Here is a 25,594-nt window from a genome sequence, read left to right as displayed (position 1 = left end):
CCATGAAGGGTGGGGTGCGTTGCCTCAGCCCGTGACGACCAGGCCGACGACCTCGTCGTCCGAGAACCACACACGTACGTCCGGCCGTCCCCCCGCGAAGGCGGTGTGCACCGCCTGGCGCGTCTCGGGGGACGGGTTGTTCAGATTGCGCCAGGAGCCCGCCACGAACAGCCGGAGCCTGGGCGGGAGTTCGGGCGGATACGGGATCAGTTCGTCCCAGTACCGCTCCGCCTGGCCCGAACCGACCGTCGAGGGCAGCAGGTTGGTGACCGCTCCCTTGATGTCGGGCCGGTTGCCGATCCGCTGCGAGGCGGGCCGACCGGGGGCGTCCTGCTGCGGTGAGCCGGTCGCCCGGAGCACGTCGCGCGCTCGCTGCGAGGTCATCGGGCGCTGACCGCCTGCCCTGAGCATGCCCTGGAGGGCGGTCAGCGCGCCGACGACCACCGGGGAGGCGGACGAGGTGCCGGAGAAGGTGTCGGTGTACCAGGCGATCTCCTCGGTGCCGCCCTGCAGATCGCCGGGCCGGTCCCAGGAGCCGCCGGTGGTGGTGACCTCGCGGCCCCAGCCCTGGGCGTCCACGCGGGTGCCGTAGTTGGAGAACGAGAGGCGTGAACGGTCCGGGCCGTGGTCGCGCCCGTGGGTGCCGGGCGGCGGGGCGCCCGCGCCGACGAGGACCGCGTCCGATGAGCGGTTCGACGGGTTGAACGGGTTGTGCCACCACGCCGGGAAGTCGTCGGGCCGCCGCTCGTACACCGCGTCGTCGAGGGACTCGGCCCCGTTGCCCGCCGCGCCCACGACCACGATGCCCTTGGCCGTCGCGTACTTGACGGCCGCGAAGTCGTCGGGCCACCACTCCAGGGCGATGTAGCCGCGCTGGTCGTCGCGCGGCTCGAAGTCGAACCGCGGCCCCGGGCGGTGCAGTTCGACGAGGATGACGTCGCCGGGGTTCAGCCGGTCGGCCGCCGCGTGGATCGCCGCCGCCGTGCCCACACCCTGGAAGGACGCCGCCGCGGTCACCGCCTCCGGCACGATGCCGGTGATGCCGCGATCGCCCCGGTCGCCGCCGATCACGCCGAGGACCGCGGTGCCGTGATTGCGCCAGGCCACGTCCGAGACCGGCGTGCCGACGACGATGCCCGCGAGCTTCGCCGACAGGTCCTCGTGCCCCAACTGCCAGGCACCCTCCACGTCGATGACGGTGACGCCCTCGCCGCTGCCGCCGAGCCGCCGCCACGCCCACTGCGCGTCGATACCGGCGGGCGCGGGGCCCAAATAGCCCTGCCGGCCCGTGTAGTCGGGTGTCGCGGCCGTCTTCTCCTTCAGCCGCCGCTCCTCCTCGAAGTTCTCCGGGGACGACGCGCGCGCCGCGGGCACCGCGCCGGGCTTCACGTACGCCGTGTCGATCTCCGGAAGCGCCGCGATCCGCGACCTCAGCTCTTGTGCCCGCTCGGCCCCGCCGCGCACCCGGTAGAACAGCGCCAGATCCGGTACGTCCGCCCCGGGTGTCTCGCCGGCTCCCTGTACCCGCTCCTCGCCGCCGAACAGCGGTTCAAGAGCGAGCTGTTCGTCGCCGAGGAACATGTTCAACGCCGATACGTCGGCGCCCGCGACGGAGCGCACGCCGTCGGCCTGGACACGCAGGCGGGCCTCCGGGCGCGCCACGACGATCAGTTCCTCTTCGGCCCCGCGATAGCTGAAACCGGATCCGTCCGGTCCCGGCCCGGCCGCTCCCGGCCCCTGTGCCGGGCTTCCGTGCTGGTCGGTCATCGGTCCACAGCTCCCCTCGCCACATCCGGTCGTACGGGTCTGCTTGTGCCGTGTGTTTCCTTGAGGCTCGTCGGGGCTCACCCTGCTACGCCGACGCCCGCCCGTCCAGACCCCGTTGGCCAACTGCGTTTGAAAACAAGTTGAATGGGGAACCCCCTGCAACTGCCATCAATTCGGCCGGAAAACACTGTCACGCCCCAAACCGGCCAGAGTGGGAACGCGGGCAGGGCACGACGGAGGGCGGGGCGCTCGGCGCCCCGCCCTGAAGGTCACTGCCTGCCGCGACTACTCGTCGCCGTCCTCGCCCTCCGGGCGCGGCGGCTTCGGCGGCCTGGTCCGGCCGCTCGGGTTGTCGCGCAGGTGCGAGGAGCCGTCGCCACCGTCCGTCGCGTGACCGCCGGGCGGGGCGTTCGGGTCGCGGCGCTGCAAGTAGCGCTCGAACTCGCGGGCGATGGCCTCGCCGGTGGCCTCGGGCAGCTCCGCGGTGTCGCGGGCCTCCTCCAGTGACTGCACGTACTCGGCGACCTCGCTGTCCTCCGCGGCCAGCTGATCCACGCCCAACTGCCAGGCCCGCGCGTCCTCGGCCAGGTCGCCCAGCGGGATGCGCAGGTCGATCAGGTCCTCCAGGCGGTTGAGGAGGGCCAGCGTCGCCTTCGGGTTCGGCGGCTGCGACACGTAGTGCGGGACGGCCGCCCACAGCGAGACCGCGGGGACGCCGGCGTGCGTGCAGGCCTCCTGGAGGATGCCGACGATGCCTGTCGGGCCCTCGTACTTGGTCTCCTCCAGGTTCATCCGCGTGGCCAGGTCCGCGTCCGACGTGACGCCGCTGACCGGCACGGGCCGGGTGTGCGGGGTGTCGCCGAGCAGCGCGCCGAGGACGACGACGAGTTCGACGCCCAGCTCGTGCGCGAAGCCGAGCAGTTCGTTGCAGAACGAGCGCCAACGCATGGACGGTTCGATGCCCCGGACCAGGACCAGGTCGCGCGGCTTGTCCCCGCCGATACGGATCACCGAGAGCCGCGTCGTCGGCCATGTGATCTTTCGCACGCCGCCGTCGACGAACACGGTCGGGCGGTTGACCTGGAAGTCGTAGTAGTCCTCGGCGTCAAGGGCCGCGAACACTTCGCCCTTCCACTCCTTGTCGAGATGCGCGACCGCGGTGGAGGCGGCGTCGCCGGCATCGTTCCAGCCCTCGAACGCGGCCACCATGACCGGGTCGACCAGCTCGGGAACCCCCTCGAGCTCGATCACCCAGCGCCTCCTTCCGACGTGCCCTCGCGTACCTGCCCACCTTACGGCGTCGGCGCGGGCCCTCCGCATCCCCTTGTGGGCGCGGGCTGCCCCCAACACTGCCCCACGGTGGAGTGGTCCACTCCACCGTGGGGCAGTCGTCAGGTCCGCGCGAGCCGCGCGGCGCCGGGTTCGGCGGCCGGTGCCTCGCGGACCGGCCTGACCAGCAGCCATGCCCCGCACACCAGGGTCAGCGCCTGGGCCCCTGCGAGGAGGGTGAATCCGGCGCCGAAGCCGTGGCCGCCGCTCGCCGCGATGGCCATGCCCATGAGGGTGGGCATGAACGCGGACACGAGGTTGCCGACCCCGTTCACGACGCCGTAGGCGCTGCCGACGAAGTGCGCGGGCGCGCAGTGCTGGACGAGGGTGGGGATGGCCGGACCCTGAAGGCCCCAGAAGCCGCCGGCCAGGATCAGACCGGTGGCCGCCGCCGCGTCGCTGTCCGCCCCGGCGACGAGCAGCACGCAGACGGCGGTGCCGGTCGAGCCCACCACGAACGGCAGCGCGAGCAGTCGCCGCGGCAGCCGGTCGAGCAGCAGCCCGCCGAGGAACCCGGACACCAGCGACATCAGGAACGGCAGCGCGGAGACGATGCCCATCGCGGAGAGCGAGAAGTGCCGCTCGCGCAGCAGATACGAGGGCAGCCACGCGCTCGACCCCCACAGATACGCGAGCGTGGCGATCTCGATGACCAGGATGGGCGCCAGGCAGGGCATCCGCAGGGCGCCCTTCAGCGTGGCCCCGAAGCCCGGCCGCTCGGCGCCGCGCACCCCACGACCCCGTACGAACAGCAGGATCAGAGGGAGGCCGACCACCGCGTTCAGCGCCGCGAGGGCGAGGAACGAGGTGTGCCAGTCGAAGCGGTAGACGAGGTACGTGACCAGGGGCAGGCCGGCGGCCGTGCCCAGCGAGACCCCCCCATGGAGCTGACCGCGTTGGGGCGACCTGCCTCGTGCGGCGCGACTGTGGGTACTTCAAGCCCGCGGGGTGGCAGGTGCGGGCAATTTCCTGCCTGCGGCGGCGGGCGCCGCATATTGAGCCCCGCACTTTGGACGAGAGCCAGCGGGGTCCGGGGCGCGGAGCCCCGTGGCCGCAACGCCGTCGGGGTGGGGGACGACCGTGGGCGCTGCCCGCGCCGGGGTGCCGCCTTGCCCACCCTGCCGCCCAAGGCGGCAGATTGCCCAAGGCGGCGGCGCCTCAAGGCGATGGCGGTCACGCGGTCGCCTGTGCCTCCGCAGCCGAGCGGTACATGCGGCGAAGGCGGACCACGCCGAGGTCGTGCTGGTAGAGGTTTTCCCGCTGGTCGGCGTCGGCCGGCATGGCCTCCAGCATCTCCCGGTCCTGCTCCAACACCTCCCAGTGGCGCTTCTCGATCAGCGTCTTGTAGAGGAAGCGCCAGGTGTCGCGCTGCCAGCCCTGGACCTTGCGGTAGCGCCAGAAGAAGACCGCGCAGCGCCCCTCGTCGACCGGGCGGACCATGCCGACGATGCCGAACGGGCCGCCGGGGCCCGCCGACGGCGGGTAGGGGATCGACAGGTCGACCCAGTCCACGCCCGTGCGGCACAGCTCGACCCAGTCGAAGTTCACGCCCCGCTGGTCGGTCTTCTCGAAGAAGTAGCCGCGGTCGGTCTCGCGGATGCGGAACTTGGCGGTGGTGTCACCGTCGAACATGGTGTGTGAGTCGTGGTGCAGGAACTGGCCGTGCATCGGGTCGAGCAGGTTCTCGACGCCGTAGCGCCACGGCGCGTCCCACTCCGCGTAGCAGAGGATGGCGTCGGTGTCGGGGTCGGTGAGCGGCTCGGGGAGCTCCAACTCGACCGGCTCCGGGTGCTGTTCGTCGCCGAAGTAGGCGAGGACGGCGCCGGAGACCTCGCGCACGGGCAGCGAGGTGACGAGCTTCTTGCCCTCCAGGTTGCAGCCGGGCAGGCCCGGCACGGAGGAGACGGTGCCGTCGGTCTCGATCTCGACGCCGTGGTACCAGCAGGCCACCCGGTCACCCAGGTGTTTGCCGAGGGAGAGCGGTGCGCCGCGGTGCGGACAGCGGTCGGCGAGCATGCTCAGGGTGCCGTCGGAGCGGCGGAACAGCAGCCACTGCTCACCGAGGACGGTGACCTTGCGCATCGCGCCGGGCGCGACGAAGGAGGAGGGGACGACCGGGTGCCACTGGTTGCGCAGGCCGGTCGCGTAGATCTTGTCGGCGGTCAGAGCCATGGGTACGTCACGCTCCCAGTCGGTGCATCTCGGCGCGGAAGGATTCCTCGGTCCACGGCGCCCCGTCGGGAGCGTGGACCTGACGGGCGTTCAGCCCGCTGACGACATCGGCGAGTTCGTGGCCGACCTTGGTGAAGACCTCTTCGAGCGTGGCCGCCAGCTTGTACTCGTAGGGGCTCGGCTCGTGGGTGCGGGACTGGTGGATCTCCAGGTACGGCCAGTCGGTGGTGGTCATTGATATCTCCTCAGAGGTCGAGTACGAGGCGGGAGCCGGCCGCGCAGCGCGAGACGCAGATCATCATCGAGGCGCTCGCGGCGTGCTCGGCTTCCGACAGGAGGAAGTCGCGGTGTTCGGGAGCGCCTTCGATGACGCGGGTCTCGCAGGAGCCGCAGATGCCGTCGCGGCAGGAGCTGGTGACGTCGATGCCCGCGGACTCGGCGGCCTCCAGGATCGACGTGTCGGCGCCGATGGTGAGGGTCTGTCCCGAGGTCCGGCACTCGACCTCGAACTCGCCGTCGTCCGCGGACCGTTCGACGACAGGTGCGGCGAAGCGCTCCAGGCGCAGCCGGTCACCCGGGCAGCGCTCCTCGACGGCGGCGAGCAGCGGCTCGGGCCCGCAGGAGTAGACGAGCGCCCCTTCGGGCAGCCCGGCGAGCGTCGCGTCGAGGTCGATGTGCCCCTGCTCGTCCTGCGGTACGAGGGTCAGGTCGCCGCCGAGCGCGGTCAGTTCCTCGGTGAACGCCATCGAGGCGCGCCCCCGGCCGCCGTACACCATGCGCCAGTCGGCGCCGCGCCGGGCGGCCTCCCGTGCCATCGCGAGGATCGGTGTGACGCCGATGCCGCCGGCGATGAACACGTACGCGGGGGCCTCCTCCAGGGCGAAGTGGTTGCGCGGCTCGGACACGGTGACCTGCTGGCCGGGGCGCAGCGTGGTGTGCACGTGCCGTGAACCGCCGCGCGAGGACGGCTCGTTGAGCACGCCGATGCGGTACGTGCCGCAGTCGGAGGGGTCGCCGCACAGGCTGTACTGGCGGACCTGGCCGCCGACGTGCACGTCGAGGTGCGCGCCGGGCGCCCAGGTGGGCAGCGGCTTGCCGTCCGGGTGGGTCAGCTCGACGGACAGGACACCGTCGGCCTCCCAGGTCATCCGCCGGACCAGCAGGTCCAGGAGACGGTCGTCGCTCATGGTGGTCTCCTTACGCGCCGGGGATCTTCACGGGCGGGGTGAACGGGTTCTTCATCGGGCCGAGCGAGGCCAGGTCCACCTCGACGAGCGTCGGCCCTTCGGCGCCGACGGCCTGCTCGATCACCGGGCGGGCGTGCGCGGCGTCCGAGATCCGCAAGTACGGCAACCCGCAGGCCTGGGCTAGGAGTTCGAAGTCCGGCGTTGCGAGGTCGACGCCGGAGCGGCGCTCGCTGTAGCGGTCCTGCATGTTGCGCAGCACGCCGTAGCCGCCGTCGTTGAAGACCAGGACGGTCAGGCGGGGGCGCTCCTGGGCGACGGTGAGCAGCTCGCCGAGGTGCACGGCGAGCCCGCCGTCGCCCGCGATGACGACGGTGGGCCGCTCGGGGTCGGCGAGCGCCGCGCCGATGCCCATGCCGAGGCCCTGCCCGATGCCGCCGCCGCGCGGGAAGACGTTGGAGCGCGGGTCGTACATCTCCAGGAGCCGGTTGCCCCAGCTGCTGGACGGGATCGTGACGTCACGGGCGACGACCGCGTCGCGTGGCAGCACGGCGCGCAGCGCGTCGCAGATGGCGGCCTGCGGGCCGATATTGTCGTGCAGCGTGGCCCGCACCTCGTCGCGCACGCCCTTGATCCGCTCCGTCCATGACGGTTCGGCGGCGCGGGCGTGGGGGAGCAGGGCGGCAAGCGCGTCCGCGGCGTCGGCGTGCAGGGTGTGCGCGGCCGGGTAGACGCGGCCGAGGGCGGCGGCGTCGACGTCGATCTGGATGTGCCGCTCGGCGTCGGGGAGTTGGAGCCCGTAGTCGGCGGTCTCGTTGGAGCGGAAGTGCGTGCCGATGGTCAGCAGCAGGTCCGCGTCGGCGAGCAGGGCGCGTCCGGCTGGGGTGGTCGCGAAGTTGCCGATCACCTGCGGGTGGTCCTCGGGGACCGCGCCGCGCCCGGAGTTGGAGGTGAGCAGTCCGGCGCCGGTCGCCTCGACGAGCGCGGTGAGCTCGGCGCCGGCGCGGGTGGCGCCGCCGCCGGCCCAGATGAGGGGGCGCTCGGCGGACGCCAACAGTGCGGCGGCAGAAGCCAGTTGGTTCTCATTGATCATTGTGGCGGTCGGCTCCACGGCCACGGGAGCGTCCGTCTGCGCCGCGTACTGCAGGTCGATCGGCCACTCGACGCTCGCCGGGCCGCCCGGAGAGGCGAGCGCGGCATGCGCGGCGGACCGCAGCACCTCACCCGCCTCATCGGCGGAGCGCACCGTGGCCGCGTACGCCGAGACGGCGTCGAGCATGCCGAGCTGGTTCTTCGTCTCGTGGATGAACCCGCGTCCGCTGCCCAGGAATTCGGTCTCGACCTGGCCCGTGACGTGCAGCACGGACGTGCCGGATGCGAGCGCCTCGATCAGTGAACCGGCCGCGTTGCCCGCGCCCGTTCCGGTCGAGGTGAGCGCGCAGCCGATGGAGCCGCGGGCCCGGCCGTAGGCGTCGGCGGCGTTGACCGCGCTCGCCTCGTGCCGCACGGGTACGAAGCGCAGCTCGCGGTCGACGGCCTCGACCAGCGGAAGGTTGTGCACGGACACGATGCCGAAGACCGTGTCGATGCCGAGTTCCTTCAGGACGGCGACGAGGAGGTCACCGCCATTGGCGTACGTCGTATATGACGTATGAGACATGTGAACTCCTCAGAGAATGCCGCGGCCGACGCCGCCGCAGACGTCGACGCCGGTTCCGGTGATGTACGAGGCGCGCGGCGAGAGCAGCGCGACGATCGCGTACGCGACCTCCTCGGCGCGGCCGAGCCGGCCGAGCGAGACGCCGCGGTCGGCGGCGAGCTCCGCCTGCCAGTCCTCGTACGACATCCCGGAGTCGGCGGCGGCGTGCCGGCGCGTCCACTGGCCGGTGTCGATGAGACCGAGGCAGACCGAGTTGACCCGGATGCCGTCCGAAGCCAGCTCCTGGGACAGGGACTTGGAGAGATTGAGGATGCCGGCGCGGGCGGCGCTCGTCGTGATCAGCCGCGGCTCGGGCTGCTTGGCGAGCACCGCGTTGACATTGACGACGGAGGCCGCGTCGGACGCCCGCAGATACTCCCGCGCCGCTTGCAGCGGGTTCAGCACGCCCGCGAACTTCAGCTCCAGCTCGTCGCGCCAGTCGTCCTCGGTCGTGTCGTCGAGGCGCTTCATGCGGGACTGTCCGGCGTTGTTCACGAGACCGTCGACGCGGTCACCGCCGAACGCGCCGGCCGACGCCCGTACGAAGTCCCGTACGGCCTCGGCGTCACGCACGTCGCACGTGGCGGTGAAGAGACGGTCGTGCGAGCCGACCCTCTTCAGGCGGTCGGCGTCGCGCCCGCAGGTGGCGACGTTCGCGCCTTCGTCGAGGAGGGCGCGGACCGTGGCCAGGCCGACGCCCGAGCTGCCTCCGGTGACCACATAGGTCCGGTCGGCGAGGCCCAGATCCATAACTACTTGCTCCAGTAAGGAAGTTGGGTCAGTTCATTGAGTCAGTTCATGGTGAAGCCGCCGTTGACGGCGATCACCTGTCCTGTCAGATAGCGGGACTCCTCGGAGAGGAGGAAGGAGGCAAGGCCCGTGAGGTCGTCGGGCTGCTGCGGCCGGGAGATCGCCCGGTTCGCGGCGTACAGGCCGTGCCGTTCCTCCGGCACTCCCTCGGTCGCCTCGCACTCGGTGAGGCCGGGCGCCAGTGCGTTGACGGTGATGCCGCGCTCGCCGAGTTCCCGCGCCATCGCGCGGGTGAGGGCGATGACCGCGCCCTTCGACGTGATGTAGTGCGCGAGCCGCGGGGAGCCGTAAAGTGCGGCGTCCGAGGCGATGTTGACGATGCGTCCGGTCGGGCCGAACAGCGGGTGCAGCGCCTTGGCCACCAGCCAGGGACCGCGTGCGTTGATCGTCATCAGGCGGTCCCAGGTCTCGATGTCGATGTCCTGGAACTCCTTGCCGCCGACGCCGTTGGCGAGGGCCGCGTTGTTGACGAGCCCGTAGAGTCCGCCCAACTCCCGTACGAACGAGGCGAGTTCCCCGACGGATGCCGGGTCAGCCACGTCGCAGCGTGCGAAGTGCGCGTCGTGGCCCTCGCTCCGCAGCTCCTCGGCGGCCCGGGCGCCGCGCTCGGGGTCGAGCTCGGCGAGGACGACCCGGAAGCCGTCCTCGGCGGCCCGGCGGGCCATGGCGAGGCCCAGGCCACGGCCCGCCCCGGTCACGACGACCGTGCGCGCGTCCTTGAGGGACAGCTCAGTCACGGGTGACGCCGTGCATCGGCGAGTACTCGGGGTACGAGGGCACCTGCGGCTTCTGCGTGCCGATGACGACGCAGAACAGGGCGTCGGTGTCGCCCTCGTTCTTCAGCGAGCGGGTCACACCGGCGGGCACCACGATCATGTCGCGGTAGCCGAGGGTGCGGTACTCGACCTCGTCCGGGCCGCGGTGGACGCCGACGCGGACCTCGCCCTCCAGGACGAAGAAGGCCTCCTCCACGTCGTGGTGGGTGTGGGCCGGGCCCTCGGCGCCGGGCGGCAGCAGCATGTTGGAGAAGGTGAAGCCGCCGGACGGGAGGATGCGGCTGTCGCCCTCGTGGTTGCCGGTGGCGCCGGAGCCGACGTAGCGGATCTGGCCGCGGCGGTACTGCTTGCCCGCCTTCTCCTGGAAGGAGAGCGTGTCGAAGTCGGCGACGCGGGACTCCTTCGACGCGATCAGCGAGTCGGTGTACGCGCCGAGGTCGCCGCCGTTGTCGTACTCGGTGGTGGTCAGAGGCATGGTGTGCGTCCTTCGCTAGAGGGTGACGATGTGCAGGTGGGACAGGACCCAGGCGTTGAACCGCTCGGGCTGCTCCTGGTTGGCCAGGTGACCGGCGTCCTTGACGATCACGTAGGCCGTCTTGTGCAGGCCCCCGGCGAGGACCTGGGAGGCCTCGACGCCGGTGACCTTGTCGCGGTCGCCGCAGATCACGAGGGTGGGCGCGGAGACGGCGGACAGTTCGGGGCGCAGATCGGCGCCGGCCATGGACTCGGCGGCGTACCCGTAGCCGGGCAGCCGCACGGAGGCGGCCATGGTGTCGACGACCCGCTCGACGAGCGCGGCGGGCGCCAGGTCGGAGACGAGGCGGGGGCCGCGCTTCTCGGCGAAGGCGCGTGGTCCGCTGTCCGCCAGGTCGGTGGCGCGGGCCCGCATGCCTTCGGCCTTGGCGGGGTCGGTACCGGAACCCGCACTGGAGTCGGCGACGATCAGCGAATCGACGAGCGAGGGGTGCCGGGTCGCGAGCCGCAGCGCGATGACACCGCCCCACGAGACACCGAGGACGTGCGCCGAGCGACCGTACGAGCGGATGAGGTCGGCAGCGGCGTCCGCGAACCCGTCCAGGTCCAACGGGCCTTCCGGATCGGGGGACTTGCCGTACCCGGGGGCATCCCAGGCCACCACGCGCGCGTGCTCGCTCAGTGCGGCGAGCTGCGGTGCGAACGCGGCCGACGAGGAGCCGATGCCGTGCAGGCACACCAGCAGGGGGCCTTCGGTGCCGGCCTCCTCCACGTGGACGGCCGGGTTGGCGGCCGGGTGGGCGGCCGTCACAGGATCTGCCCCGACCGCCCGGCGAGCGCCGCCAGCGAGCGCAGCACCGCGTACGGCACGACCTGGCTGGTCGCCGGATTGCCCGGGTCGGGCCGGTGCGCGACCTCGAAGCGGTACGAGCCGTGCTCCCCGGACGCCTCGATGACATGCCGGGTGCGCGTGGCCCCCGGATCGGCGACGACCTCGACCCGCACGGCGTCCAGGTCGCCGACGGCGAGGGCGACCGAGGCGGCCACGTTCGTCGACTTGGGGAACTTCACCGGCACGTCCCGCGCCGTGCCCGACATGACGACGACCGGCCCGGTCGCCGAGCGCATCCGGCCCAGCAACTCCTCGTCCATCCACGGCTGTTCGAGGGTGGCGGGCAGCTTCGTGGTCGTCAGCCGGACGTCCTCGATCGGCCCCAGGCCCCGCACGGCCTGGAGCAGATCGAGGCCGCCGACGGCCCCGCCCGTGAAGTACACCCGGCCGGGCCCGGCGGCGAGCAGCCGCTTGGCCAGCTCGTCGTCGGTGAGGGCCCCGGTCGAGGCCACGAGCAGATCGGTGCCGTGGTTGAGTACGTGCTCGCCCCACTCCCGTACGACGCCCTGACCTGCGGCTTCGACGATCAGGTCGCAGCGCTCGATGGCCTCATCGAAGGTGACCTGCGGCGCGGGCGCCGCCTCACCGAGCGGCCGGTTGTCGACGATGCCGGCCAACTCGGCGCCAGGAACGTCCCCTTGGGCCAGCGCGGTGCCGACGACACGGCCGATGGCGCCCCAGCCGACGAGTCCGACCTTGAGCGTGCTCATTTCTGTGCTCCTTCAGGGATGACCGGGGACGCCGGAATGACCGGGGACTCCGGCGAACCGGCCATGTGACAGCGGATCTCCTTCGACGGCGCGCCCGCCGTGCCCCAGAGGTCGGACAGCTCCGGCACCCGCCGCCACACCTTGGCGATCCACCGGTCCTCGACGATCTGGGCGACCTCGGACGTGTACTCGCAGACGAGCCCGGTCGGATCGGTGAAGTAGGAGAAGGTGTTGTTGCCGGGACCGTGCCGCCCCGGACCCCACTGCGGGACGATCCCGTGGTGGCGCAGGCGCCCGAGCCCGCGCATGAAGTGGTCGACCGAACTCATCTCGTACGCCACGTGGTTGAGGGACACCCACTCGGCCTGGTTGAACGCGATGCAGTGGTGGTCGGCGTTGCAGCGCAGGAACGCCATCTGGTGCTCGGACCAGTCGGAGACGCGCAGGCCGAGGACGTCGCAGTAGAAGGCGACGGCGGCGTCGATGTCGGGGGTGTTGAGGACCGCGTGCGTGACACCGACCGGCACGGCGGTGTCCTGGCCGCGCGGCGCGACCGCCCAGGTCTCGGCCGACAGCTCGACGAGCCGGCCCTCGTGGTCGTGGAACCGCAGGCCGTAGCCGCCGCCGACCTGGTCGAGGAGGCCGGGCCCCGCGAGCGGCACGATGCCGCGGGCTTCGAGCCGCCGCGCCGCCTCGTCGATCTCGGCGGGCGTGGCCACGGCGAACACGAGGCGGCCGAGCCCTGTGCGGTCGGAGCGGGTGAGCTGGAGGGCGTGGTGCTGTTCGCCGGTGCCGCGCAGCCAGCTCGCGCTGTGCTCGGACTCGACGACCTCCAGGCCCCACGCGTCCTCGTAGAAGTCGGTGGCCTCGGCGAAGGAGGGGGTGAGCAGTTCGACGGAGCGCAGCGCGCGCAGCCGGGCGATCGGCGGGTGAGTGGGGTGGGACATACGGAACTCCGTTGCGGGGGTGATCAGTTGGCCCAGGGGAGCGGGGTTTCGGACGTGCCCCAGTACAGGGACTTCTGGCGTTGGTAGGCGCGGATGGCGTCACGTCCCTTCTCGGTGCCGAGGCCGCTGTCCTTCATCCCGCTGAACGGGGTGGACGCGCTGAACTGCTTGTACGTGTTGATCCACACGGTGCCCGCGTCGATCCGGCGGGCCAGGTTCCAGGCGGCGCGGTGGTCGCGGGTCCAGATCCCGCAGGCGAGGCCGTACACGGAGTCGTTGGCCTGGCGGACCAGGTCGTCCTCGTCGTCGTAGGGGAGGACCACCAGGACCGGGCCGAAGATCTCCTCCTGGCAGGTGCGGGAGTCGTTCGGCAGCCCGGCGAGGACGGTCGGCAGGTAGTACGCGCCGTTCTCGTACGCGGCGCCCTCGGGTGCGGCGCCGCCGCACAGCACCTCGGCGCCCTCGGAGCGGGCGAGGTCGACGTAGTCGGCGACCGAGTCCCGGTGCTTCGCATGCACCAGCGGGCCGACCTGTGTGTCGGGGTCGGTGCCGGGCCCGACCCGCAACTTGCCGACCCGCGAGACGAGTTCGCCGACGAATGACTCGTACAGCGACGCGTGGACGAACAGCCGCGAACCCGCGATGCAGGACTGCCCGCTGGACGAGAAGATCCCGAACATCACACCCGACAGGGCCTGTTCGACGTCCGCGTCGGCCCGCACGATCGTCGGAGACTTGCCGCCCAGTTCGAGCGATGCGGGGATCAGCTTGCGCGCGGCGATCTCGGCGATGGAGCGGCCGGTCTCCGTGCCGCCCGTGAACCCGATCCGGCCGACGAGCGGATGTCGTACGACGGCGTCACCGACGACCCGGCCGCTGCCCGGAAGTACCGACAACAGGGCGGTGGGCAGGCCGAGTTCGGTGAGGGCCCGGGTGATGATCCGGCCGAGCTTCAGGGAGACCAGCGGGGTCCAGGCGGCCGGCTTGAGCAGCACCGCGTTCCCCGCGGCCAGGGCGGGCGCGAGCTTCTGCGCGTCACTGGCGACCGGGGAGTTCCACGGGTTGATCGCCCCGACCACGCCGATCGGCTCGTGCACGCTCATCGTGACGTACGGGCCGCGCGAGGGCGTGAGGGCCTCTTCGGCGGTCTCCAGGGTCGCGGCCAGGTACCGGAAGGTGCCGGCCGCGCTGAGTGCGAGCGCCTTCGTCTCGGTGAGGGTCTTTCCGGTGTCGGCGGTCTGCGTCGCGGCCAGGTCGTCGGCGGCTTCCTCGGTCAGCTCCGCGATCCGGTACAGGAGCCGGGCCCGCTGGTGGGGGAGCAGCTCGCGCCAGGCCGGGTCCGCCGCGGCCGCTGCTGCCGCCTGCGCGGACTCGTCGACCTCTTCGGCGGACGCGGTGTGCAGCGTGGCGAGCAGCTGCCCGGTGGCGGGGTCGACCGTGTCGAGCGGGGCACCGGAGCCGCGTCGCCACTGGCCCGCGACGAGGATTTCGGTGGGGTGCTGAGACACGGCGGGACCTCCAAATGGAGTGGTGCGTAGGTGCGTTGTTAAGTCGAAGCGCTAGAAATCTAAGCGCTTAAATGTTTCTCCGCAAGAGTGCGCTGCAAGAAGAGTTGAGGAACTTCGGGCTTCCGGATCCCTAAGCGCCTAACCATTGACCGCTAAGTGGTTGCCTTCTAAGGTCGCGGCATCCCCCTTCACGTCCCTGTGTTCGCGTGCTCGCGGAAGGACACCTCCCCATGACGACAGTGGCAGGCAAACCGGGCATGCCCGATAAACAGGGCCTCGGCTCGGTCGCGGCCAGACTCGAACGGCTTCCGCACTCCCGCTGGCACGTCAAGGTGCGCTGCCTGATCGGCGCCGTGACGTTCTTCGAGGCCTTCGACCAGCTCCTGGCCGCCTCCGCGCTGCCCGTCCTCATCAAGGACTGGCACCTCAGCACGGCGCAGGCGACCTTCGCGGTCACCACGGGTTCCGTCGGCATGCTGCTCGGCGCACTGGTCGCCGGGTGGCTGGGGGACCGGATCGGCCGGGTGCGCACGGTGGCCCTGGGCGTCGCGATCACGGGCGTCGCCAGCCTCGCCGTCGCCATGGCGAACGGGATCGAGCTGTTCTCGCTCTTCCGGTTCGTCCAGGGGCTCGGCATCGGCGGCGTCGTCCCGGTCGCGGCCACGTACATCAACGAGATCTCCCGCTCCGACAAGCGCGGCCGCTTCGTCCTGCTCTACGAGATGATCTTCCCGGCCGGGCTCGCGGCCGCCAGCCTCGTCGCGGTGTGGGTGGTGCCGAACCTGGGCTGGCGCGCGATGTTCGTGCTCGGCGCGCTGCCCGTCCTGATCGCCGTGGCGCTGCCCAAGCACGTCGCCGAGTCGCCGCGCTGGCTGCTCTCGCAGGGGCGCCTGGAGGAGGCCGAGCAGGTCATCGCCCGGATCGAGTCCGAGGTCGAGCGGGCCGTGGGGGAACCGCTGCCGGAGCCCGGTCCCGCGCCCGTGGCGGAGACCGGTCGCGGCCGGCTGCGCGACCTGTTCACCGGCCGCTATCTGCGGCGCACCGCCGTCCTGTCCGGCCTGTGGTTCGTCGCGTACTACGTCAACCACGGCATCTCGACGTGGCTGCCCTCGCTGTACACCAAGAACTTCGGCCTCGACCTGACGACCGCGCTGGTCTACACGCTGCTCAGCAACATCACCGGTCTGGTCGGCACCTTCGTCGTCGCGCTCCTCATCGACCGGATCGGGCGGCGCCCGGCGCTGGTCGCCGCGCTCGGCGGCACGGCGCTCACCCTCGGGATCCTGGCCCTGGTCGGCGTGACGTCGGGGCTCCAGGTCGCCCTGTTCGCGTCCTGCACGACGTTCTTCGTCTACGCGATCAACGCCGGCCTCTACCTCTACTCGCCGGAGCTGTACCCGACGCGGAACCGGGCCACCGGTGCGGCCTTCGGCGGCCTGTGGAACCGGCTCGGTGTCATCCTCGGCCCGATCGCGGTCGGCGCGATCATCGGCTCCGGCGGCGGGCTCGGCCTGGTCTTCGCGCAGCTGGCGGCCATGGCGGCGGTGGGTGCGGTGATCGCCCTGTTCGCGGTGGAGACGAAGGGGAAGACGCTGGAGGAGCTCAACTCGTAGCGTTCGTAGCGTTCGTAGCGGGGGACTGCGGGTCCGTGAGGGCCGCGCCCAGTGTCCCCAGCAGGCGCCGCAGGTCCCGCCGCTCGTCGGGGCGCAGCCCGTCCAGCAGCTCCCGCTCACCCGCCCTGCGCTCCTCGGCCACCCGGTCGACCAGGACCCGCCCGGCCTCGCTCAGCCGCAGATGCACGATCCGCCGGTCCCGGTCGTCCCGCTCCCGCTCGATGAGCCCGGCCCGCGCGAGCCGGTCAGCGTGCTGGGTCACCCCGCCGGCCCCGACCACCCCGGCCGCCGCCAGCTCGCCCATGGTGCGGCGGTGCGGGGCCGGGGCGCGGCGCAGCTCGGCGAGCAGCTCGAAGGCGGCGAGGCCGATGCCGTGCCGCTTGACGACGCGGCCGATCAGGGTGCGGTAGCGCGCGGCGCAGTCGGTGAGGGCGGCGAAGACGCGGGTGTCGGCGTCGGTTGCGGGGGAGGCCGCAGGGGAGTCCGCGGGGCGCGGCGGCCCGGCAGCACCCTCCGCGGGCGTGCCGATCGCCGTGGCCAGTACGTCCGCGAGCAGCGGTTCAAGGTCGGCCGTCGGCACCGAGCGGGCCGGCTCGTGCGCGAACAGATAGCGCTCCATGATGACGCCGAACAGGACGCTGCGGATCATCCCGATCCGGGCCGCGGCCTCGGGACCGTCGCCGAGCACGCCCTGCAGGGGCCCGGTCACCAGCCGTTCCAGGAGCTCGCTCAACTGCTGCGCGCTGGGCGGGTGGTTGAGCGCCGAGCGGATCAGCGCGGCCAGCGGGTCCTCGGTGCGGAGGCGGTCCCAGCGGTCGAGGTAGGAGTGGGCGAGGGCCTGCGGGAGGCCGGCCGGATCGTTGCCCGCCTCGTCGAGCAGGGCGGCCGTGACCCCGGTGCCCTCGCCGACGACGGCGCGGAAGAGCCCGTCCTTGGACCCGAAGTACGCCATGACGAGTCCGGGCGTGACCCCGGCCTCGGTGGCGATCGCCCGGATACCGACGCCTTGGTACCCGTGGGCCGCGAACAGCCGCCGGGCCGCTTCGAGCACGGCCCTCCGGTTCCCCTCGGGGTCGTGGGAGCGGCCGCGCCGTTTTTCCTGCTGTGGGTCCACGGCGCAACAGTAGTCGAGCCGGTGCAGGTGCCCGCTTGTGCACGGGCGTTCAAATTGGCTACCCAAGCAGGAGCTGGCGAGTATCGATGTGAGCGACCCTCTTGCCAAGAAGGTAGTTCACAGTCAATCATTTCAGGTCTTAGGCAACTTGTCTTAGGTGACCCGTACCGTTCGCTCGCTCGATCCGAGAGGCTGGTGGCAGACGGCTTGAAACCCACACCCTTCGACTACAGCGCCCCGCGCTCCGTCCCGGAGGCGCTCGCCCTGCTCGCCGACGAGGGCCGTGAGCCCAAGGTCGTGGCCGGCGGCCAGTCGCTGATCCCGATGCTGAGCATGCGGCTCGCCCGCCCCGGCCTTCTCGTCGACATCACACGCATCCCCGGCCTCGGCGAACTCTCCGTCGACGCGTCGGGCGCGCTGCGCATCGGCGCCGCCGTCCGCCAGTCCGACGCGGCCGCCGACCCCCGGCTCCGGACCGGCTGGCCGCTGCTCGCCGCCGCGATCGGCCACATCGGACACCCGCAGATCCGTGCCCGCGGAACCGTCTGCGGCAGCCTCGTCCACCACGACCCGGCCGCCGAACTCCCCACCGCTGCCGTGGCGTTGGACGCCCGGTTCGTCATCGCGGGGCCGGCGGGGGAGCGCACCGTCGGCGCCGAGGAGTTCTTCGTCGCCACCTTCCAGACCGCCGTGGAACCGGACGAACTGCTCACCGAGGTCGTGTTCCCGGCCCACCGTGGCGGCTGGGCCTTCGAGGAACTCACCCGCCGGCACGGCGACTTCGCCACGGTCGGCGTCGCCGTCCTCCTCGAACGCTCGGCTGACACCGTGGGCGCCGCCCGCGTCGTCTTCTGCGGCGTCGGCCCCACCCCGGTCCGGCTGCCCGCCGCCGAAGCGGCACTGACCGGCACCGACGCGGGGCCCGCCGCCCTCGACGCCGCGCGCGAAGCCGCCCTCGCGCACCTCGCCCCGTCCGACGACGTCCACGCCACGGCCGCGTACCGCCGCGAAACCGCCGCCCACCTCCTGGCCCGCGCCTGCACCACCGCATGGGAGCGCACCCGATGACCACGCCGAGCCCCGCCACCGTCCGTACGCCCCCGCTCGCGGAACCTTCCGGCTGGCACGAGGTCCGCCTCACCGTGAACGGCGAACCCGTCACCGCCCAGGTCGAATCCCGGCTGCTGCTCAGCGACTTCCTGCGCGACCGGCTCCGGCTCACCGGCACCCACGTCGGCTGCGAGCACGGCGTGTGCGGCGCATGCACCGTCCTCGTCGACGGCACCCCCGTCCGCTCCTGCCTCACGCTCGCCGTCCAGTGCGAGGGCGCCGAACTGCGCACCGTCGAGGGCCTGGCCAGGCCGGACGCGCCGCTCACCCCAGTGCAGGAGGCCTTCCACGCCTGCCACGGCATGCAGTGCGGGTTCTGCACCCCCGGCTTCCTGATGACGGCGACGGCCCTGACCGAACAGGCCGAGCGGCCCGACGACACCGAGGTCGCCGACGCGCTCAGCGGCCACCTCTGCCGCTGCACCGGCTACCGCAACATCCGCCGCGCGCTCGGCCGGGTTCTCGACGAGACGTACGACGCCACCGACGCACAGCGAGGGAAGTGATCCACATGTCCGCCCCCTGGATCGGCCGCCCCGTCCCCCGCGTCGAGGACGACCGCCTGCTGCGCGGCAACGGCCGCTACGTCGACGACATCGAGCTGCCCGGCGCCGCCGAGGCCGCCGTCCTGCGCAGCCCGCACGCCCACGCCCGCGTCGAATCCGTCGACGTGAGCGCCGCGCTCGAAGCCCCGGGCGTCCTCGCCGTCTGGACCGGCGCCGACGTCGCCCACCTCGCGCCGCTCCTGAACAAGGAGGAGCTGCGCACCCCGCCCCGCCTCGCCGAACTCCTCGACCCGCGCGTCGCCACGACCCCGATGCCGCTGCTCGCCACCGACAAGGTGCTCTACGTCGGCCAGCCCGTCGCCATCGTCTTCGCCGACAGCCGCTACCTCGCCGAGGACGCCATCGAACTCGTCGACGTCCGCTACGCGCCGCTGCCCGTCCTCGTCGACCCCGACCGCGCCCTCGCGGACGACGCCCCGCTGCTCCACGACGACCTGCCGGACAACACGGCGGTCGCCGTCGCCGCCCAAGTGGGCGACCCGGACGCCGCGTTCGCCGCCGCGCACACCGTCATCGGCGAGGAGTTCCAGGCGCACCGCTATGTCGCCTCGCCCATCGAGACCCGCGCCGTCGCCGCCCGCGTCGACCCCTACAGCGGCGACCTCACCGTCTGGTCCAACACCCAGACCCCGCACCGTGTCCGCGAGTCCATCGCCCACACCCTCGGCCTCGACGCCGAGTCCGTGCGCGTCATCGCCACCGACGTCGGCGGCGGCTTCGGCCAGAAGGGCATCCTGTACGTAGAGGAAATGCTGATCCCGTACGCGGCGGCCAAGCTGGGCCGCCCGGTGGTCTGGCGCGAGGACCGCAACGAGAACCTCACCGCCGCCTCGCACGCCCGCGAGCAGATCCACCGCATCGAACTCGCCGCCGACGCCGACGGCAGACTCCTCGCCGTGCGCGACCGCATCACCGTCAACTTCGGCGCGTACAACATGACCGGCCTGGTCGTGCCCTACAACTCGCTGTGCCACCTCCTCGGCCCCTACCGGATCCCGAACGTCGACATCGACGTCGTCGGCGTCCTCACCAACACGGCCTTCGCCACGCCCTACCGAGGAGCGGGGCGACCCGAGACGGTGTTCGCGATGGAGCGGGCCATGGACCGGCTCGCCGCACAACTCGGTCTCGAACCCGCCGAGTTGAGGGCCCGCAACCTCATCGGACCCGACGACATGCCGTACACGACCGGCCTCGTCGACCGCTCAGGCAACCCCCAGTCGTACGACTCCGGCGACTTCCCCGAACTCCTGCGCCGGGCCCGCGCCAAGGTGGACACCACCCGTCACGAACCGCGTGAAGGCAAGCACATCGGCGTCGGCTACGCCATGTACATCGAGGCCACCGGTCTCGGCCCCTTCGAGACCGCGCGCATCGACATCGCCCCCAGTGGCCGCGTCAAGCTCGCCATCGGCGCGCCCTCGCAGGGCCAGGGCCACCGCACCTCCATGGCGCAGATCGCCGCCGACGCACTCGGTGTCCCGCTCGACGTCATCGACGTGGTGGGCGGCGACACCGACAAGACCCCGTTCGGCGTCGGCACCATCGCCAGCCGCGCCCTCGTCAACGCGGGCAACGCCACCCACCGGGCCGGCAGGCTCGTCCGCGAGAAGGCCCTCGACGCGGCGGCCCGTCGGTTCGACATACCCGTCGCCGAACTCACCCTCGACGAGGGCGTGTTCACCACCAAGGAGCCCGACGGGCCCACCCTCACCCTCGCCGAACTCGCGGGCCGCGCCCCGCTCCCCGGCACCCCCGAACCCACCGACGGCCGGTACGGCACGGAACTCAGCGAGACCGTCCACTTCCGCCCGCCCGGCTTCGCCGTCGCCAGCGGAGCGCACGCCGCGGTCGTCGAAGTCGACGAGCACACAGGCGAGTTGGAGATACTCCAGTACGCCGTCGTCCACGACGCCGGTGTCATCGTCAACCCGCTGATCGCCGAGGGCCAGGTCACCGGCGGCATCGCCCAGGGCATCGGCGGCGCCTTCTACGAGGAGATGATCTACGGCCCCGACGGCCAGCCCCGCACCGGCACGTACATGGACTACCTCGTCCCCACCTCCTCCGAGATCCCCGACCTCGACATGGACGAGATCCACTCACCGAGTCCCATGAACGACCTGGGGGTGAAGGGCCTCGGCGAAGGCGGTGCCATCGCCCCGCAGGCCGTCCTCGCGAACGCCGTCGAGGACGCCCTGCGCCCCTTCGGTGTCGTCGTCCGCCGCGGCCCGCTCTCGCCCAGCCGCATCCGCGACCTGCTGCGCGACGCCCCCGCCGCCACCCACTGACCCCCGAGCGAAAGAACCGGATCATGCAGCTCGACCACACCTTCACCGTCCCGGCCGCACCCGACGAGGCCTGGAAGCTCTTCCACGACCTCGGCCGCGTGGCCCCCTGCATGCCAGGCGCCGTCCTCGACACCCTCGAAGGCGACACCTTCACCGGCCGCGTGAAGGTCAAGGTCGGCGCGGTGCAGATGAGTTACCGGGGTGAGGGCACCGTCACCCGCGACGAGACGGGCCGCGGCCTGCGGATCGACCTCAGCGGCAGCGAGACCCGCGGCGCGGGCACGGCCTCCGCGACCGTCACCGCCGAGCTCGTCGCCGACCCCGCGGGCACCCGCGTCCGCGTCCGCACCGACCTCGACATCACGGGCCGGCCCGCCCAGTTCGGGCGCGGCATCATGACCGAGGTCGGCGACCGCATCGTCGGCCAATTCGCCGAACGGCTCGCGGAGTTGATGTCCGGCCCGCAACCGGAGCCCGGCGCTCCGGCGGCGCCCGCCGAACCCGAGGCCGTCGACCTCGGAGCCGCCGCCCTTCCCGTCCTCCTCAAGAAGGCCGCCGTTCCGGCCGCCGCCGCGCTCGCAGCGGTGATACTGGTACGAGTGATCGGCAAGCGCCGCCGCACATCGCTTCAGGGGTAGAATTTTCAGGGGCGTACGATTTTGCGTCCGCCCGTGGGAAGCGCACGAGGGGACGGGGATGGCCGAGCGGAAGGCGAAGCGGCACGACGCCGTGACACAGATCGTGGCGGACTGGGCGCGCGAGCGGCCCGAGCTCGACACAGGACCGCTGGAGGTGCTGGCCCGGCTGCACCGCTCGTTCCTGCGCTACAACACCAAGCTCAACGCGTCGATCGAGCGGCACGGACTGTCCGTCGCCGGGTTCGATGTACTGACGGCGCTGCGCCGCGCGGGCAAACCCTTCCGGCTCACCGCCGGACAGCTCGCCGACTCGGGGCTCGTCTCGTCCGCCGGGGTCACCCTGCGCATGGACCGCCTGGAGAAGGACGGCCTCATCGTGCGCGAGCGGGACGCCGAGGACCGCCGCGTCGTCTACTCCCGCCTCACCGACGAGGGGCTCGCCAAGGTGGACGAGGTGTTCGCCGACCACCTGGCCAACGAGGAGCGGATGCTCGCCGACATCTCCCCGGCGGAACGCCGCCAACTCGCCCGCCTCCTCGGCAAACTGGAACACTCGATCCTCGAGTCGGACGACCCATCAAGCGACGGGTGACCAATTCAAGCCCCGCACTTTGGACGAGAGCCAGCGGGGTCCGGGGCGGAGCCCCGCGTCCGCAACTCCGGTTCGGCACATTAAGCCCCTGCGGCGATTGAGCAGCGGGGTCCGGGGCAGAGCCCCGCGACCGCAACCCCGCCGCGGCGACAGGCGAATGGGGCGGCACCCCCGTGGGTGCCGCCCCATCCGCCTGCGCACAGGCCTACTTCTTGTCGAGCAGATCCTGCACCTTGGTGCGAACGTCGTCCGTGTCCAGCCCCCGGATCGTCAGGGTCGTACGGCGCCGCAGCACGTCGTCCTGCGTCTCCGCCCACTCGTGATCCCGCGCATACACGACCTGCGCCCAGATCTCCGGCGCATCCGGATGCACCCGCTCGGCAAGCGCCGGATCCTCATTGGCGAGCCGCGCGATGTCGAAGGACAGCGACCCGTAATGCGTCGCCAGGTGCTTGGCCGTGTCGGCACCCATCCGCGGACCGGGCGCCGGACTGTCGACGAGAAGCCGGTGCGCCACGGCACGCGGATTGGCGACACCCGGCAGCGGAAGCTTCTTCGGCAGGTTCTTGATCTGCTCGAAGTCGTCGCCGAGCGGGTGCCCCGGCAGCGCCTCCAGCTTCTGCATGACCGTGCGGCCGATGTGCCGGAACGTCGTCCACTTGCCGCCCGCGACGGACAGCATGCCGCCCTTGCCCTCGTTGACGACCGTCTCGCGCTTGGCCTTCGACGTGTCGCCGGGCCCACCCGGCAGCACGCGCAGACCGGCGAAGGAGTACGTCATCAGCTCCCGCTTGAGCTGCTGGTCACGTACCGAGAAGGCGGCCTCGTCCAGGATCTGGTCGACGTCCTTCTCGGTGACCGAGACGTCCGCGGGGTCACCCTCGTACTCCTCGTCGGTCGTGCCGAGCAGCAGCATGTCCTCCCAGGGGAGGGCGAAGGTGATGCGGTACTTGTCGATCGGGGTCGCGAGCGCGGCCTTCCACGGCGAGGTCCGCTTCATCACCAGGTGCGCGCCCTTGGAGAGGCGGATGGACGGCGCCGCGTTCGGGTCCTCCATCTTGCGCAGGTGGTCGACCCACGGCCCCGTCGCGTTCAGCACCAGGCGGGCGTTGACCCCGAACTCGTCACCGCTCGTGCGGTCCTTGAGCTCGGCGCCGGTGACCCGGCCGTTGGTGAACCGAAGGCCCGTGACCTCGGAGTGGTTGAGAACGACGGCGCCCGCGTCCACAGCCGCACGCACGGTCATCAGCGCCATCCGCGCGTCGTTCATCTGGTCGTCGCCGTACACGGCGACGGCCTTCAGGTTGTCGGTACGAAGCTCGGGCACATCGCGCTGCGCCTTGTCCGGCGACAACAGGTGCCCCACACCGTCACCGAACGCGGACAGCGCCGAGTACGCGAAGACACCCGCGCCCAGCTTGGCCGCGCCGTGCGGGCCGCCCTTGTAGACGGGCAGGTAGAAGGTGAGCGGGTTGGCGAGGTGCGGGGCCACGTTGCGGGACACCGCACGCCGCTCGAAGTGGTTCTCCGCGACCAGCTTCACCGCGCCGGTCTGCAGGTAGCGCAGACCGCCGTGGAGCAGCTTGGAGGACGCGGAGGACGTGGCGCCGGCGAAGTCGCCGGCGTCGACCAGGGCCACCCGCAGGCCGGACTGCGCCGCATGCCAGGCAGTGGAGATGCCCAGGATGCCGCCGCCGATGACCAGGAGGTCGTACGTCGCCTTGGAAAGCTGCTCGCGGGTCTCGGCGCGGCTCGGGTTGGAACCGGCGACCGGGTGCGTTCCGAGGGCAGGCACGGTCTGCAGGGTGGACTGGGTACTCATGGTGGGGTGTTACTCCTCGACAGAGCTGTCTTCGAGCCAGCCCATGGACCGCTCCACGGCCTTGAGCCAGCTCTTGTACTCACGGTCGCGGGTGTCCGCGTCCATGCGGGGGGTCCACTCGGCGGCCCGGCGCCAGTTGGCACGGAGCTCGTCGGTGTTGGACCAGAAGCCGACGGCGAGACCGGCGGCGTAAGCGGCGCCGAGGCAGGTCGTCTCGGCGACCATCGGGCGCACCACCGGCGCGTCCAGGAAGTCCGAGAGGGTCTGCATCAGCAGGTTGTTGGAGGTCATGCCGCCGTCGACCTTGAGCGCGGTCAGTTCGACGCCGGAGTCCTTCGTCATGGCGTCGGTGATCTCGCGGGTCTGCCAGGCGGTGGCCTCGAGGACGGCGCGCGCGAGGTGCGCCTTGGTGACATAGCGGGTCAGACCCGCGATGACACCACGCGCGTCGGAGCGCCAGTACGGGGCGAACAGGCCGGAGAAGGCCGGGACGAAGTACGCGCCACCGTTGTCCTCGACGCTGGAGGCCAGCGTCTCGATCTCGGCGGCCGACTTGATCAGGCCCATCTGGTCGCGCATCCACTGCACCAGGGAGCCCGTGACGGCGATCGAGCCCTCGAGCGCGTAGACCGGCTTCTGGTCGCCGATCTGGTAGCCGACCGTGGTCAGCAGGCCCGAGTACGAGTTGATGGCCTTGTCCGCGGTGTTCATCAGCATGAAGGTGCCGGTGCCGTACGTGGACTTGGCCTCGCCCTCGGCGAAACAGGTCTGGCCGAACAGGGCCGCCTGCTGGTCGCCGAGCGCCGAGGCGACCGGGATGCCGCCGAGCAGGTCGCCCAGCTTGCCTCCGGTGACCTCGCCGTAGACCTCGGCGGAGGAGTGGATCTCCGGCAGCATCGTCATCGGGACGCCGATGGAGGCGCAGATGCGGTCGTCCCACTCCATCTCGTGCAGGTTCATCAGCATCGTGCGGGAGGCGTTGGTGACGTCGGTGTAGTGCTTGCCGCCGTTGACACCACCCGTCAGGTTCCAGATGACCCAGGTGTCCATCGTGCCGAAGAGGATGTCGCCGCGCTCCGCGCGCTCGCGCAGCCCCTCGACGTTGTCGAGCAGCCAGCGGGCCTTGGGGCCCGCGAAGTAGCTCGCCAGCGGGAGGCCGGTCTCGCGGCGGAAGCGGTCCTGCCCCACATTGCGCCCGAGCTCCTTGCAGAGCGCGTCGGTGCGGGTGTCCTGCCAGACGATGGCGTTGTGGACGGGCTCACCGGTGTTCTTGTCCCAGAGCAGCGTCGTCTCGCGCTGGTTGGTGATGCCGATGGCCTTGATGTCGTCGCGGGTGATGCCGGCCTTGGTGATGGCCCCGGCGACGACCTCCTCGACGTTGGTCCAGATCTCGTTCGCGTCGTGCTCGACCCAGCCCGGCTTCGGGAAGATCTGCTCGTGCTCCTTCTGGTCGACGGAGACGATCCGGCCGTCCTTGTCGAACACGATGCAGCGGCTGGACGTGGTGCCCTGGTCGATCGCCGCGATGAAGGGGCCGGTGGTGTGTGCGTCGGTCACGGTGTGCTCCTCGTCGTACGTAA

General features: G+C 71.6%; 23 protein-coding genes. 6 read left to right on the top strand and 17 right to left on the bottom strand.

What is annotated here, in order from left to right; genetic code table 11:
• Positions 1 to 24: 24 nt before the first annotated feature.
• The 14 genes from ACIRHA_RS22470 to ACIRHA_RS22405 all read right to left on the bottom strand — a co-directional run bounded on the left by ACIRHA_RS22470 (position 25) and on the right by ACIRHA_RS22405 (position 14,268).
• Positions 25 to 1,767, bottom strand: coding sequence for a S8 family peptidase (locus tag ACIRHA_RS22470; protein WP_403848442.1), 1,743 nt, complete (start codon positions 1,765 to 1,767; stop codon positions 25 to 27).
• Between the two features lie 285 nt (positions 1,768 to 2,052).
• Positions 2,053 to 3,018 carry a PAC2 family protein gene (locus ACIRHA_RS22465; RefSeq protein ID WP_403848440.1) on the bottom strand — a complete coding sequence of 322 codons (966 nt, stop codon included), beginning with the start codon at positions 3,016 to 3,018 and terminating at the stop codon, positions 2,053 to 2,055.
• Between the two features lie 140 nt (positions 3,019 to 3,158).
• A complete protein-coding gene (locus ACIRHA_RS22460) occupies positions 3,159 to 3,941 on the bottom strand; it encodes an MFS transporter (RefSeq protein WP_403848922.1) in 783 nt (260 codons plus the stop codon).
• 328 nt (positions 3,942 to 4,269) lie between these two features.
• On the bottom strand, positions 4,270 to 5,268 hold the full coding sequence (locus tag ACIRHA_RS22455) for a Rieske 2Fe-2S domain-containing protein (RefSeq protein WP_403848437.1): 999 nt from the start codon (positions 5,266 to 5,268) through the stop codon (positions 4,270 to 4,272).
• Between the two features lie 7 nt (positions 5,269 to 5,275).
• On the bottom strand, positions 5,276 to 5,503 hold the full coding sequence (locus ACIRHA_RS22450) for a recombinase-like helix-turn-helix domain-containing protein (RefSeq protein WP_403848434.1): 228 nt from the start codon (positions 5,501 to 5,503) through the stop codon (positions 5,276 to 5,278).
• A gap of 10 nt (positions 5,504 to 5,513) precedes the next feature.
• Positions 5,514 to 6,455, bottom strand: a complete 942-nt coding sequence (locus tag ACIRHA_RS22445) for a PDR/VanB family oxidoreductase (protein ID WP_403848431.1) — start codon at positions 6,453 to 6,455, stop codon at positions 5,514 to 5,516.
• Between the two features lie 10 nt (positions 6,456 to 6,465).
• The gene (locus ACIRHA_RS22440) at positions 6,466 to 8,112 is read right to left on the bottom strand and encodes a thiamine pyrophosphate-binding protein (protein WP_403848428.1); all 1,647 of its coding nucleotides are present in this window, start codon (positions 8,110 to 8,112) and stop codon (positions 6,466 to 6,468) included.
• Positions 8,113 to 8,121: 9 nt separating this feature from the next.
• Positions 8,122 to 8,901: an SDR family oxidoreductase gene (locus ACIRHA_RS22435; protein WP_403848426.1), complete on the bottom strand. Its 780-nt coding sequence runs from the start codon at positions 8,899 to 8,901 to the stop codon at positions 8,122 to 8,124.
• 41 nt (positions 8,902 to 8,942) lie between these two features.
• The gene (locus ACIRHA_RS22430) at positions 8,943 to 9,698 is read right to left on the bottom strand and encodes an SDR family oxidoreductase (protein ID WP_403848423.1); all 756 of its coding nucleotides are present in this window, start codon (positions 9,696 to 9,698) and stop codon (positions 8,943 to 8,945) included.
• Positions 9,691 to 10,212 (bottom strand): cupin domain-containing protein, encoded by a 522-nt coding sequence (locus ACIRHA_RS22425; protein WP_385759546.1) that lies wholly within the window; start codon positions 10,210 to 10,212, stop codon positions 9,691 to 9,693. The genes ACIRHA_RS22430 and ACIRHA_RS22425 overlap by 8 nt, the downstream gene beginning before the upstream one ends.
• 15 nt (positions 10,213 to 10,227) lie before the next feature.
• Positions 10,228 to 11,022 carry an alpha/beta fold hydrolase gene (locus ACIRHA_RS22420; RefSeq protein WP_403848420.1) on the bottom strand — a complete coding sequence of 265 codons (795 nt, stop codon included), beginning with the start codon at positions 11,020 to 11,022 and terminating at the stop codon, positions 10,228 to 10,230.
• Positions 11,019 to 11,813: an aspartate dehydrogenase domain-containing protein gene (locus ACIRHA_RS22415; protein WP_403848417.1), complete on the bottom strand. Its 795-nt coding sequence runs from the start codon at positions 11,811 to 11,813 to the stop codon at positions 11,019 to 11,021. The genes ACIRHA_RS22420 and ACIRHA_RS22415 overlap by 4 nt, the downstream gene beginning before the upstream one ends.
• On the bottom strand, positions 11,810 to 12,760 hold the full coding sequence (locus ACIRHA_RS22410) for a VOC family protein (RefSeq protein ID WP_403848414.1): 951 nt from the start codon (positions 12,758 to 12,760) through the stop codon (positions 11,810 to 11,812). The genes ACIRHA_RS22415 and ACIRHA_RS22410 overlap by 4 nt, the downstream gene beginning before the upstream one ends.
• 23 nt (positions 12,761 to 12,783) lie before the next feature.
• Positions 12,784 to 14,268, bottom strand: coding sequence for an aldehyde dehydrogenase (locus ACIRHA_RS22405; RefSeq protein ID WP_403848411.1), 1,485 nt, complete (start codon positions 14,266 to 14,268; stop codon positions 12,784 to 12,786).
• Positions 14,269 to 14,498: 230 nt separating this feature from the next.
• Between ACIRHA_RS22405 and ACIRHA_RS22400 the strand changes: the two genes are divergently transcribed.
• A complete protein-coding gene (locus tag ACIRHA_RS22400) occupies positions 14,499 to 15,881 on the top strand; it encodes an MFS transporter (protein WP_403848408.1) in 1,383 nt (460 codons plus the stop codon).
• On the opposite strand, the gene ACIRHA_RS22395 is transcribed toward ACIRHA_RS22400, so the two are convergent.
• Complete coding sequence (locus ACIRHA_RS22395; protein WP_403848406.1) at positions 15,871 to 16,995, bottom strand: TetR family transcriptional regulator; 1,125 nt, start codon at positions 16,993 to 16,995, stop codon at positions 15,871 to 15,873. The two genes, ACIRHA_RS22400 and ACIRHA_RS22395, sit on opposite strands and share 11 nt — an antisense overlap.
• Before the next feature lie 207 nt (positions 16,996 to 17,202).
• Here ACIRHA_RS22395 and ACIRHA_RS22390 point away from each other — a divergent pair, with 207 nt between their 5' ends.
• The 5 genes from ACIRHA_RS22390 to ACIRHA_RS22370 are packed head-to-tail and all read left to right on the top strand — an operon-like array spanning position 17,203 to position 22,192.
• Positions 17,203 to 18,063, top strand: coding sequence for an FAD binding domain-containing protein (locus ACIRHA_RS22390; protein ID WP_403848403.1), 861 nt, complete (start codon positions 17,203 to 17,205; stop codon positions 18,061 to 18,063).
• Positions 18,060 to 18,611 carry a (2Fe-2S)-binding protein gene (locus ACIRHA_RS22385; protein WP_403848401.1) on the top strand — a complete coding sequence of 184 codons (552 nt, stop codon included), beginning with the start codon at positions 18,060 to 18,062 and terminating at the stop codon, positions 18,609 to 18,611. The genes ACIRHA_RS22390 and ACIRHA_RS22385 overlap by 4 nt, the downstream gene beginning before the upstream one ends.
• A gap of 5 nt (positions 18,612 to 18,616) precedes the next feature.
• Complete coding sequence (locus ACIRHA_RS22380; RefSeq protein WP_403848398.1) at positions 18,617 to 20,962, top strand: xanthine dehydrogenase family protein molybdopterin-binding subunit; 2,346 nt, start codon at positions 18,617 to 18,619, stop codon at positions 20,960 to 20,962.
• Between the two features lie 23 nt (positions 20,963 to 20,985).
• Positions 20,986 to 21,600: an SRPBCC family protein gene (locus tag ACIRHA_RS22375; RefSeq protein WP_403848395.1), complete on the top strand. Its 615-nt coding sequence runs from the start codon at positions 20,986 to 20,988 to the stop codon at positions 21,598 to 21,600.
• Positions 21,601 to 21,658: 58 nt separating this feature from the next.
• Entirely contained in the window at positions 21,659 to 22,192 is a 534-nt protein-coding gene (locus ACIRHA_RS22370) for a MarR family winged helix-turn-helix transcriptional regulator (protein WP_403848392.1), read from the top strand.
• 205 nt (positions 22,193 to 22,397) lie between these two features.
• Here the strand turns inward: ACIRHA_RS22370 and ACIRHA_RS22365 are convergent, their stop codons facing one another.
• Together ACIRHA_RS22365 and glpK are read right to left on the bottom strand one after the other, a co-directional pair.
• On the bottom strand, positions 22,398 to 24,014 hold the full coding sequence (locus tag ACIRHA_RS22365) for an FAD-dependent oxidoreductase (RefSeq protein ID WP_403848389.1): 1,617 nt from the start codon (positions 24,012 to 24,014) through the stop codon (positions 22,398 to 22,400).
• A gap of 9 nt (positions 24,015 to 24,023) precedes the next feature.
• Entirely contained in the window at positions 24,024 to 25,571 is a 1,548-nt protein-coding gene (gene glpK / locus ACIRHA_RS22360; RefSeq protein ID WP_403848386.1) for a glycerol kinase GlpK, read from the bottom strand.
• Between the last annotated feature and the right edge of the window lie 23 nt (positions 25,572 to 25,594).

The sequence above is a fragment of the Streptomyces sp. NPDC102360 genome (genome assembly GCF_044766085.1).
GTDB lineage: Bacteria > Actinomycetota > Actinomycetes > Streptomycetales > Streptomycetaceae > Streptomyces.
Note: the sequence above shows the minus strand (reverse complement) of the source record. Positions and strands in the feature narration are given on the sequence as shown.

Coding starts and splice junctions, on each gene's coding strand:
- ACIRHA_RS22470 (WP_403848442.1), bottom strand. CDS start 1,767: ATGACCGACCAGCACGGAAGCCCGGCACAGGGGCCGGGAGCGGCCGGG.
- ACIRHA_RS22455 (WP_403848437.1), bottom strand. CDS start 5,268: ATGGCTCTGACCGCCGACAAGATCTACGCGACCGGCCTGCGCAACCAG.
- ACIRHA_RS22450 (WP_403848434.1), bottom strand. CDS start 5,503: ATGACCACCACCGACTGGCCGTACCTGGAGATCCACCAGTCCCGCACC.
- ACIRHA_RS22445 (WP_403848431.1), bottom strand. CDS start 6,455: ATGAGCGACGACCGTCTCCTGGACCTGCTGGTCCGGCGGATGACCTGG.
- ACIRHA_RS22440 (WP_403848428.1), bottom strand. CDS start 8,112: ATGTCTCATACGTCATATACGACGTACGCCAATGGCGGTGACCTCCTC.
- ACIRHA_RS22435 (WP_403848426.1), bottom strand. CDS start 8,901: ATGGATCTGGGCCTCGCCGACCGGACCTATGTGGTCACCGGAGGCAGC.
- ACIRHA_RS22425 (WP_385759546.1), bottom strand. CDS start 10,212: ATGCCTCTGACCACCACCGAGTACGACAACGGCGGCGACCTCGGCGCG.
- ACIRHA_RS22415 (WP_403848417.1), bottom strand. CDS start 11,813: ATGAGCACGCTCAAGGTCGGACTCGTCGGCTGGGGCGCCATCGGCCGT.
- ACIRHA_RS22410 (WP_403848414.1), bottom strand. CDS start 12,760: ATGTCCCACCCCACTCACCCGCCGATCGCCCGGCTGCGCGCGCTGCGC.
- ACIRHA_RS22400 (WP_403848408.1), top strand. CDS start 14,499: ATGACGACAGTGGCAGGCAAACCGGGCATGCCCGATAAACAGGGCCTC.
- ACIRHA_RS22385 (WP_403848401.1), top strand. CDS start 18,060: ATGACCACGCCGAGCCCCGCCACCGTCCGTACGCCCCCGCTCGCGGAA.
- ACIRHA_RS22380 (WP_403848398.1), top strand. CDS start 18,617: ATGTCCGCCCCCTGGATCGGCCGCCCCGTCCCCCGCGTCGAGGACGAC.
- ACIRHA_RS22375 (WP_403848395.1), top strand. CDS start 20,986: ATGCAGCTCGACCACACCTTCACCGTCCCGGCCGCACCCGACGAGGCC.
- ACIRHA_RS22370 (WP_403848392.1), top strand. CDS start 21,659: ATGGCCGAGCGGAAGGCGAAGCGGCACGACGCCGTGACACAGATCGTG.
- ACIRHA_RS22365 (WP_403848389.1), bottom strand. CDS start 24,014: ATGAGTACCCAGTCCACCCTGCAGACCGTGCCTGCCCTCGGAACGCAC.